The organism is Clostridium sp. (assembly GCF_026168755.1).
In the GTDB taxonomy this organism is placed as follows: Bacteria; Bacillota; Clostridia; order Clostridiales; family Clostridiaceae; genus Clostridium.
The window spans coordinates 1-2,895 of sequence record NZ_JAPFDR010000098.1 but is presented as its reverse complement, the minus strand read 5'-3'; the positions used below and the strand labels follow the sequence as shown (position 1 = coordinate 2,895).

Annotated in this window: 2 pseudogenes; one reads left to right on the top strand and one right to left on the bottom strand. The window is 27.8% G+C overall.

Going from position 1 to position 2,895, the window contains the following annotated elements:
• Positions 1 to 588 precede the first annotated feature (588 nt).
• Positions 589 to 1,506: pseudogene (locus Q0Y03_RS15325) on the top strand (AAA family ATPase).
• A gap of 273 nt (positions 1,507 to 1,779) precedes the next feature.
• Here the strand turns inward: Q0Y03_RS15325 and Q0Y03_RS15320 are convergent.
• Positions 1,780 to 2,818: pseudogene (locus Q0Y03_RS15320) on the bottom strand (IS3 family transposase).
• Positions 2,819 to 2,895 lie beyond the last annotated feature (77 nt).

Here is a 2,895-nt window from a genome sequence, read left to right as displayed (position 1 = left end):
TTCCTGCTTTGTCCCAGCAGCTTAGCACACTACCGTTACCAGTAATGCACCTGCTGGTAGCATTATTTCAAGCAGCTGAAATAGTCCGAAGGGCTTATTATTGCCTTAGACAGCTCCTAACACAACTTCTTGTCGCACAAACACAAAATCTACTTTAGGATCTAATAAACCTTTACTCATATTTCACCTCAATATTATTAGTTCTATACATATATTATATATCTTGAATATCTATTTATAAATAAAAATTCAGTATAATTTTTATAAACAGCAGTTGGATTAATTGAAAATTAAAAGGATTTTGGCTTGAGGCATCTATTATTTTATCCTAATATCAATAAAAAGCTGCAGAGATGTGGCTTTTTAATAAAAAACACAAACAAGGTGTATGCTAAATATAAACTTGTCACTGGAAAAATTTAAAACCGACGAGGGTCATTGAGAGTGGCAAAGCCACTCTCTTGCTTGGTGGATAATTTTTGAAGAAAACCAGAATGATTTTTTTATAGTGTATAATTTTTACCTTTAATGTTTTATTTAACAATTATAAGAATATATATAAGTAAATAATTTTAAGGAGAAATTTACTTGAAGGTCATTTCTATTGTTAATTACAAAGGTGGAGTTGGGAAAAGTACAGTTATATCTAATTTAGGAGCTTTATTAGCATTAGATGGTTATAGGGTTTTGTTAATTGATTTGGATCCACAAGCTAGTTTAACATTTTCATATATTGGTGTTGAAACTTGGAAAAAGTCCCATAAAGAAGACAAAACGATAAAAACATTATTAAACTCTTTAATTAATAAGGAGAAGGATAATATTAAGAATTATGTTACAAAGGATTTAAAAGCTAACGATATAATTACTAAAAATGTTGGATAAGCATTAAGCTTATTGTCATCAAATACTGACTTATATGAGGTACAGATAGACTTGGCAAGAAGTATTACTGGTAGAGGAAAAAGAATGTATACAAAGAATAAATTAAGGTGTATATCTAGACTAAAAAAAGAAATAATGACACTTGATGGGGAGTATGATTTTGTTCTATTGGACTGTCAACCTAGTTTTAATTTAATAACCCAAAGTGCAATTTATGCTTCAGATTTTTACTTAACACCAACAAAGTTAGATTACTTATCTACAGTAGGGGCTCCTACTTTATATGAACATATTGAGAAGTTAAGAAGTGAAGTTAAAAAGGGAATATATGATTTTGACTTTAAGGGATTTAATGAAATGAAAGTAAGAAATATAGGTGTATTACCTACTATGGTTAAGTTAATAAATGGAAATCCTAAAATAATTCATAATCAATATTTAGGTGAATTTAAAAATGTTAAAGAAATGAGAGTATTTAACAGTAAAATTAGGTGTAATGATGATGAGATTGATAATAATAGTAGTATTCCTTTTGTTCTAAGTAGTATTAATAGAAAAAAATCTCCAATAGAAATTGACTTTAAAAATTTTAAGGATGAATTTTTAAAAGAGGTAAAATAAGATGGATAGGAAAAGCGTATTGTTAGCAAATAAAGTAGTTGTAAAGTAAAATTTTAACAATAGGTTATAATAGTTTACTTCGTAATAATTATAGAATAAAAATAGCTATACCTTACTATTTTCAATAGTTTGAATTATAAGGTATGGTCATTTTTATAGTTGTATTATATATTATGAATATTTATTTATAAGTAAAAATTAAACAATTTATTCATTTAACTGAATCTATATTGGTCTTATGTCAATATCTTGGACACAAAAAGTCAAACTTTTTTATGTTGCACTTCTGGCTAATAATTCACATTGATCTGGAGTTATGTAATTAATAGAATAGTGTAGCCTTTTTCTGTTATACCAACCTTCAATATATTTAAATACAGCTATATTTGCTTCCTCGAAGGTGCAGTATGTATTTCTATAGATTTATTCCTTCTTTATTTAAGAATGGAAAAACTCTATACAAGCATTGTCATATGGAGAACCTTTTTTACTAAATGATTGTATAATATTAAACTCTGTACATAGCTCTTTTAAATCATTACTAGTATATTGAGATCCTAAATCTCTATGGAATACTAACTGTTTATTTTTATCAGGATTTTGGCTATAATAGGCATTTTTTAAAGCTTTAATAACTAAATCATTAGTCATTCTTTTGCCGAAAGCGTAGCCAATTATTTTTTTTGAATGTAAATCAAGAACTGAAGCTAAATAGCACCAACCATCTCTGATAGTATGAATATATGTAATATCTCCAACCCATTTTTCATTAATAGAAGTAGTTGTAAAATCTCTTTTCAAAACGTTTTCTAAACCTTCTGCTACTTTTTCATTTGAATGAGGATTGTATTTTTTTACGGTTATTGCACAAAGACCAAGTTCGGTCATTCTTCTTTGAACTCTCTTTATGGAGACATTAAAACCTTCTGTACCAAGTATATGATGAATTCTAGGAGCACCATATATACCTTTATTGGCTTTATATATCTTTATAATCGCTGCTTTTAGTTTCTCATTTTCTATTTCTCTTGCAGATTTAGTTTTATCAAAATGCAAATATGGCCATAGCTTTTTTTAATATTTCATTTTCCTCTTTAATCCTTGCCATTTCTTTTTTTAGCTCTTTAACTTCTTTTAGTGTCATAACTTCATTTTCATCAACTTTAATTTCTTTTACATCTTTAATCCAACCATTAATTGTTGATTTTGCAATGCCATATTCGCTACTTAGCTCTGCTAAGCTCATTCCTGACTTAAATAAATCTACTATCATGTCTTTATATTCTTGCTCGTATCTTCTGCCCTTTCCCATAATGGACACATCCTTTCTTAACTAAATAATATTTTACTTAGTTCGACTAAATGTGTCCACTACTTTATACTAACACC